Raw genomic sequence first — 6439 nt, 5'->3', positions numbered from 1 at the left:
CAGTGTGCTGGAGGGCATGAACAACCGAATCAAAGTTATCAAGCGGATGGCCTATGGATACCGCGACACTGCGTACTTCTTCCTGAAGATCCGTGCCGCATTTCCCGGCAAAGTGCGATGAACCCAAAAAAGGCGAGGGGCAGGGCCCTCGCCAAGTCGTCAAAAGGAGGGGGCTGGTGTCATTGAGCGGTGATCACGCTCATCACCAGGTTGCCGTCGACCTTGACCGGGCCGTCTTCGCTGGCGCCCAGGGTGTATTCGAAGATGCCGGTCTGCATGCCGCCGTCCTCGCCGTGGAGCATCAGCATCAGATGTTCGCCGCTGCTGACCTCTTCAGTCAGGATGGCCGCGATATCGGTGTTCTCACCGGCCTTGAGCGGGGCGTGACCGACAACGCGCCCTGGTTTGTGGCTTTCGTCGGTACGGTGGACGACCAGCCAACCGTTGTTCTCGGCGACGATGCGATCGGCGGTGACGGTGCCGCTCTCCACCGACTGATCTTCGGCCCAGACGCCGAGATGGCCGGCTTCGTCCATCTCTCCATGGTGGGCGGCCTGGGCGCCGGTGGCCAGGGTGGCCGCGCCGACGAGGAGGGCTGAGGTGATGAGGGTACGTGCTGCCAATGGCTTGAACATGGTGATGGTCTCCTGGTGTTGCTGATTGGCTTGCCGAAGGTGCTCCACGACAGGATGGCTGCCGAGTTGATAACAGCTACGTGCCGATGCCACGGTGGGTTTCAGGTCATCGAAAAAAATGTTGTGCCCTGACGCCAAGGCGAGAGCCGACGTCCAGATAAAAAAGGCCACTCGAACGAGTGGCCAAGCAGGGAAGTCGTGGTGCGGGGCGTACGCCTCGAGGGTGTCGAAACCCACGCCCGCCACGATGACCCCGCCATCGGCCGTTGCCGGTGGCGGGGTCATCGACTAGCTACGCAGGGGAGGCGAAAAGGTTTCAGTGAGGACTGAAATTCTCAGAGACGCTGGCCGCCGCTGGGCTCGGTGGGGTACAGGTAGCCGTGGATAGCGGGGCCGGTAGGCTGGCCGGTGGGCGAGCCACCCGGAGGCTCGACGCTGATGCCAAAGGTGGCATGCTTCAGCAATTCAGGTTCGTAGTCGCGCAGGGCGGCCTGGTCGAGGCTCAGGTCATCGTCGAGTACACCGACGGACCGGGGAGCGGAGCCCAGATCATCATGCTTGATCCAAAGTTGATAGGAGCGGTCGGGCAGAGGTTCGGCGCTGACCGGGCGGACATGCAGGCGGCGCTGCTCCAGGTTGACGCTGAGCATGAAGGCGGGCTGGCGATCGTCCTGCTGGAACACCGCCACAAAGTTGGACTCACTGGTGGACGGCGACGGCTGTGCCAGCAGCACCGCCGCCAGGATGACCGCCGCGGCGCTGGACAGGCCGGTGGCGGCCTTCCAGAAGGCCAGGCGGCGGTGCAGCGGCGTGACGCTGGCGGTGCTCGGGGGGGCGTTGGGCGCCGTATCGCCACGCGCGGCGTCCTCGATGGCCTTGATGCGTTGCTGGATAAGCGGCAACAGGTCCGGGCCCGGGGTGAGGTCCTGGATCTCGTCGGCCAGAGGCGCCAGTCGGCTCTCCCATTCACCGATACGCTGCTCGAGTTCGCTGTCGTGTTGACGCTGGCGGCGCACCCTGTCGCGCTCGTCACGATCCAGGGTGCCCAGCACGAACTCGGCGGCCAGCATGTCCTTGTCGTCGCGGTCGCTCATGATCCCAGGCACCCCTTGAGTTGTTTCAGTGCACGATGCAGCCAGGTCTTGACGGTATTGACCGGCTGGTCGAAGTGGCTTGCCAGTTCGGCCCGCGACCAGCCCTCCAGATAGGCCAGGCGCACCATTTGCTGCCGGCTCTCTTCCAGTTCATCAAGGCACAACGTCAGCTGTGTCGACGTCTCGTCCTGGTGACGCTGATCGTAGGCGGAGGGCGTCTCGGCGACCCAGTTCTCGAGGATACTGTCGCTCTCGGTGGGCCGTGTCGGTGCCTTGCGTAGCTCGTCGATGGCCGCATTGCGGGCGATGGTCACCATCCAGGTGATGGCGGAGGCGCGCTCGCTCTCGAAGCGTCCGGCCTTCTGCCAGATGGTCACGTAGACCTCCTGGATGACATCGTTGGCCCAGGCCTGCTGCTTCAAGATACGTAACACCGTGCCGAAGAGTTTCGCCACGCTGGCCTCGTACAACTCGGCGAAGGCCTCCCGGTCCTTGTCGGCGACTCTGGACAGCAGATGAACCAGCCGCTCCGGGGAGGACAGCGGCGGGGATTCCTGGTGCGCCGGGGGCGGGGCGCGAAAGGCATTGGACATGGCGGCGATCTCTGAGCTGCGGAGTGTTGTTGTCGTGGTGGCTGAAGGGTGACGCTGCCTGACCGGCAAGGTCAAGCAGCCTGTATCGACGGTATCGGGCTGCCGTTTAGACGATGCCAGTGGGGTGGGAAGGTCTGCCTTCAGGCTCGAGCCCGGATAGGCGGGCCTCGCGCACCGGCGTATCCCGGGTGACGTGTCGGGGTTCCGCTGCGGCCGCTGCCACGAGGTGACCCTTGGCCAACAGTGCCTTGAGCTCTTCGGCCGGGACCGGTTTGCTGAACAGGTAGCCCTGGTACTCGTGGCCCTGCAGCTGGCGGATAAAGGCCAGCTGTTCTTCGCTCTCGACACCTTCTGCGATGATATGAAGCCCCAGGCACCTGGCCAGCGAGATCACCGCCTGGACGATGGCCGCGTCCTGTTCGCAATCGACCACGCCTTGCATGAAAGTGCGGTCGATCTTCAGACGGTCCACGGGCAGATACTTCAACTGGGTCAAGTTGGAATAGCCGGTGCCGAAATCATCGATGGACAGCAGCACACCCATGTTGCGCAGGGTACTCAGTACTTCCAGGGCGCGATCAGGGTTCTGTACCAGGGTGCTTTCGGTCAGTTCGAGTTCCAGCAGGTGAGGGGGAAGCTCCGATTCGGCAAGCGCAGCCTCGATGGTGGCCACGAAGCCGCGATGATTGAGCTGAATGGCCGAGATGTTGACCGCCACCGGCAATGGCTCGCCGGACTCCTTGAGCCACTCGCTCGAAAACCGGCAGGCGGTGCGTAGCACCCATGCGCCCAGGGGAAGGATCAGGCCACAGTCTTCGGCGACGGGAATGATCTCGTCAGGAGTGACCTGGCCGAGTTCCTCATCGTGCCACCGCAGCAGCGCTTCGACGCCAGAGACCTCACCGCTGTCGACGCGGATCTTCGGTTGATAGGCCAGGCTCAGGCGATCCTCCTCGATGGCCTGGGTCAGGCGTCGCTCGAGGGTACTGCGACGGTCCGCCTCGGAGGTCATGTCCAAGGCGAAGAACTGGAAGTTGTTGCGTCCCTGCTGCTTGGCGCGATACATGGCGGCGTCGGCGTGGACCATCAGGGCATGCTTGCTGCGCCCGTGGTCGGGGTAAAGGCTGATGCCCAGGCTGGTGGAGACCTTGACCATGCTGTTGCCGATCTGGAAGGGCTTGTCCAGCGAACTGACGATGCGCTGGGCCAGCGCTTCAGCGTCGCCGCGCCTGGCAACCTGATGGGTGACCACCATGAATTCGTCGCCGCCCACCCGTGCGACCAGGTCGCTGTCGCGCACCGCCATCTGCAGGCGTCGGGCCGCGCCCTTGATCAACTCGTCACCCACATGGTGGCCGAGGCCGTCATTGACCTGCTTGAAGCGGTCCAGGTCGACGAAGAACACCGCGAAGGTATCGATGTTGTCCTCGAGCAGTTCATCGAGGTGCTCCTCGAGCTTCAGTCGGTTGGGCAGTTGGGTCAGGACGTCATGATGGACCAGGTCCTTGAGCTCCTGATTAGCCTGCTGTAGCGAACGTGCCAGCTGAGCATTGCGCGAGGACAGGTGGGCGTCGTAGATCGACATCATCAACGCTGCCAGCATGATGCAGGTGGCGATCAGCGCCACCACGATGGCCAGCCGGTCGGTGCCGATGCCCGGGGCCGAGGCCGAGTAGCTCAGGGTGCGATAGCTGGTGGCGGCCATGCCGGTGTAGTGCATGCCCGAAATGCCTGCGGCCATGACCAGCGAGGCCAGGCCACGTTGCCACAGCGGGGAGCGTCCCCCCACCGGGTTGAGTCGAAAGGCCAGGCTCAGGGCGACCGCTGAGGCCAGCACGGCGATGACCACGGACAGGGCAAACAGGTCCGGTCGGTAGCGCAGGCTGTCTACCGACAGCATGGCCTCCATGCCGATGTAGTGCATCAGGCAGACGCCGCTACCCATGATCAGCGCGCCGACGGCCAGTCGAGGACCGGTGAGGTGGCCTGACTGCACTGTTGCCAGTGCCAAGGCGGAAGCGAGAAGGCTCGCCAGCAGGGACGCCAGGGTAAGGGGGATCCCGTAGGCGAAGTGCGAGTCGGGGTCCATGGCCAGCATGCCGACGAAGTGCATCGACCAGATGCCGGTGCCCATGGCGAAGGCACCGCCGGCAAGCCACAGGTGGCGGGCAAGGCCCTGGCTCGCTCTGACGCGTCCGGCGAGATCGAGGGCAGTGAGCGAAGCGATGGCGGCGATGCCAAGGCTCAGGGCGACCAGTGCCGGGTTGTAGGACGCAAGCGAGTGGTCCATGCAGGTGAGATCCTTGAGAGTAAAGTATTAGTATCGGCCAGGTGTCGCATTCACTTTACCCTCAGCCTTGTGCAGGAGGTGAGGCAATCTCCTGAAAAGCCAGCTTTTCTTAAGTTTCTGACGGAGTCTGGAGGGAGGATCTGTGGGTCGGTGGGGGCGCCGCAGCCCCTGCCGGGTATCCTCGGCGGGACGGGGTAGCAGGAGACAACCGTGCTCCCCGGGAGAAGGCTGCGCTTCTCCCGGGGGGCTCAGGGTGTGTACAGGCTAGCCATGGGCGGTGCACAGGTACTTGGTCTCGAGGTATTCCTCCATGCCCTCGAGGCCGCCTTCACGACCGAGGCCGGACTGCTTGACGCCGCCAAAGGGGACCTGGGGCCCGGTGATATCCATGGTGTTGGTACCCACCATGCCGACTTCCAGACGTTGCTGGTAGCGACGGATGCGCTGCTGGTCCTTGGCATAGACGTAGGCGGCCAGACCGTAGACCGTGTCGTTGGCAGCGGCGATGGCCTCGTCATCGCTGTCGAAGGCGCGCACCGGGGCGAGGGGCGCGAAGGATTCTTCACTGGCGATGCGCATATCATCGGTGAAGTCGGCCACCAGGGTCGGCATGAAGAAGCGTGGCCCTGGGGCCTGGTCCTGGCCGCGACCGAGCACGCGCGCCCCCCGGGATCTGGCGTCCTCGACCAGTTCGCGGGCCTTGGCCACCGCGTCGCGGTTGATCAGCGGGCCGATCTTGCTGTCCTCATCGAAGCCGTTGCCCACCGGCATGTCATTCATGCGCTGGGTGAAGCGCTCGATGAAGGTGTCGTAGAGAGAACGGTGGACGAACAGGCGGTTGGCCGCCACGCAGTCCTGGCCGCTGGTCTGGAAGCGGGCGGCGATGGCGCCTTCCACGGCGGCGTCCAGGTCGGCGTCCTCGCAGACGATGAAAGGGGCGTTGCCCCCCAGCTCCATGGCGCTGCGCTTGACCGTGTCGGCGGCCTGAGCCAGCAGCGTCCGGCCGACCTCGGTGGAGCCGGTGAACGACAGCGCGCGAACGCGATTGTCGTCACAGACCTTTTCGGAAAAGCGCTTGCCAGGGCAGGTGAGGACATTGAACTCGCCCCGGTTGAGCCCGGCCTGTTCGGCCAGTCTGGCCAGGGCAAGTGCGCAGAAAGGGGTCTGACTTGCTGGATTGACCAGGGTGGTGCAGCCCGCCGCCAGCGCGGCCCCGACCTTGCGGGTAATCATCGCCAGCGGGAAGTTCCAGGGGGTAATGATGGCCACCACGCCGACCGGCTGGCGCAGCGTGCCAAGCGAGATGTCGGGGTCATCCGAGGCCAGGGTATCACCGGCGATGCGTCGCGCCTGGCCGGCAAACCAGCGCAAGAAGCTGGCGGCGTAATCGACCTCGCCACGGGCCTCGGCCAGGGGCTTGCCTTGCTCCAGGGTCATCAGGCGGGCCAGCGCCTCGGCGTTGTCCTGCATCGCCTGGTACCAGGCCATCAGCGCGTCGGCGCGCTCCAGGGCGGGGGTGTCGCGCCAGCGCTCGAAGGCCTGACTGGCGGCGTCGATGGCCTCGCCCAACTGGTCCTCGGTCAGCTGGGGCACCTTGCCGATGGTCTTTTCGGTGGCCGGGTCTTCGACCTCCCGGGTCTTGCCGTCACTGGCCTCGACCCAACGTCCGCCAAGATAGGCATGGTCAGTCATAAGCTGGTTCTCAGGGGTGTGCATAGGGGCAATCTCCTGAAGAAGTTCCGTTTCCGACCTCCCCAAACTACGCTGCAACGAGCATGTCCTCAAGCCGGGCACGGAGTGGTAGGGTGGGGACGAATCGACACCGGA

General features: G+C 64.6%; 6 protein-coding genes. 1 reads left to right on the top strand and 5 read right to left on the bottom strand.

The features are described 5' to 3' along the window. A partial coding sequence (locus C9F12_RS20730) for a transposase (RefSeq protein WP_162816454.1) occupies nt 1-121 on the top strand: 121 nt, incomplete at its 5' end. A 58-nt stretch (nt 122-179) separates the two neighbouring features. Here C9F12_RS20730 and C9F12_RS20725 read toward each other — a convergent pair. From C9F12_RS20725 to C9F12_RS20705, 5 genes are all read right to left on the bottom strand, one after another. Next, entirely contained in the window at nt 180-635 is a 456-nt protein-coding gene (locus C9F12_RS20725) for a hypothetical protein (protein WP_045992551.1), read from the bottom strand. A 335-nt stretch (nt 636-970) separates the two neighbouring features. Beyond that, on the bottom strand, nt 971-1729 hold the full coding sequence (locus tag C9F12_RS20720) for an anti-sigma factor (protein ID WP_045992552.1): 759 nt from the start codon (nt 1727-1729) through the stop codon (nt 971-973). Next, nucleotides 1726-2322, bottom strand: a complete 597-nt coding sequence (locus C9F12_RS20715; RefSeq protein WP_045992553.1) for a sigma-70 family RNA polymerase sigma factor — start codon at nt 2320-2322, stop codon at nt 1726-1728. The genes C9F12_RS20720 and C9F12_RS20715 overlap by 4 nt, the downstream gene beginning before the upstream one ends. A 106-nt stretch (nt 2323-2428) precedes the next feature. Beyond that, nucleotides 2429-4612: a bifunctional diguanylate cyclase/phosphodiesterase gene (locus tag C9F12_RS20710; RefSeq protein WP_108450068.1), complete on the bottom strand. Its 2184-nt coding sequence runs from the start codon at nt 4610-4612 to the stop codon at nt 2429-2431. A gap of 264 nt (nt 4613-4876) precedes the next feature. Continuing rightward, entirely contained in the window at nt 4877-6304 is a 1428-nt protein-coding gene (locus C9F12_RS20705) for an NAD-dependent succinate-semialdehyde dehydrogenase (protein WP_240184314.1), read from the bottom strand. Between the last annotated feature and the right edge of the window lie 135 nt (nt 6305-6439).

This window comes from Halomonas sp. BN3-1, assembly GCF_003056325.1.
GTDB classification, from domain to species: domain Bacteria; phylum Pseudomonadota; class Gammaproteobacteria; order Pseudomonadales; family Halomonadaceae; genus Halomonas; species Halomonas litopenaei.
The sequence above is the reverse complement of the archived record's forward strand: the minus strand, read 5'-3'. Positions and strand labels throughout refer to the sequence as shown.

Excerpts from the sequence above, each read along its gene's own strand:
- C9F12_RS20725 (WP_045992551.1), bottom strand. The coding sequence starts at position 635 with ATGTTCAAGCCATTGGCAGCACGTACCCTCATCACCTCAGCCCTCCTC.
- C9F12_RS20720 (WP_045992552.1), bottom strand. The coding sequence starts at position 1,729 with ATGAGCGACCGCGACGACAAGGACATGCTGGCCGCCGAGTTCGTGCTG.
- C9F12_RS20715 (WP_045992553.1), bottom strand. The coding sequence starts at position 2,322 with ATGTCCAATGCCTTTCGCGCCCCGCCCCCGGCGCACCAGGAATCCCCG.
- C9F12_RS20710 (WP_108450068.1), bottom strand. The coding sequence starts at position 4,612 with ATGGACCACTCGCTTGCGTCCTACAACCCGGCACTGGTCGCCCTGAGC.
- C9F12_RS20705 (WP_240184314.1), bottom strand. The coding sequence starts at position 6,304 with ATGACTGACCATGCCTATCTTGGCGGACGTTGGGTCGAGGCCAGTGAC.